Origin of the sequence: Pseudoalteromonas sp. SIMBA_162 (assembly GCF_046535955.1) — a bacterium.
GTDB classification, from domain to species: domain Bacteria; phylum Pseudomonadota; class Gammaproteobacteria; order Enterobacterales; family Alteromonadaceae; genus Pseudoalteromonas; species Pseudoalteromonas marina.
Map to the genome: position 1 here is coordinate 1 of NZ_JAWJBQ010000498.1, position 267 is coordinate 267.

The 267-nt window shown below is 63.7% G+C and carries 1 protein-coding gene; it reads right to left on the reverse strand.

Annotation, left to right across the window (positions count from 1 at the left end):
* Positions 1-267, reverse strand: a 267-nt coding sequence (locus R0J88_RS20665) for a beta-galactosidase trimerization domain-containing protein (RefSeq protein WP_410900978.1), incomplete at both ends; no start/stop codon positions are given.

The following is a 267-nucleotide window of genomic DNA, read 5'->3' on the forward strand; positions in this document are numbered from 1 at the left end:
GGGCAGTACGATCAACGAATAGCCACTGAGCGCGTCGCGCGGTGAGACGATATCGACATCAAGCCCGAGACGCCGCAGCGCGCTGTACCAGCTCAGGTACAGCTCGAGCGGGTTGAAGTTCTCGGCGTGGGGCTGGATCTGACAGGCCCAGATGGAGGCGTAATCGAACATCAGGGCGACGGGCGCCTGCTGGGCAGTCGTCGTGTCATGTTTCGCGAGTGTCGCCAGCTCATCGCGCAGCTGCAAAAGCTCCGGCCAGGCCGAGGC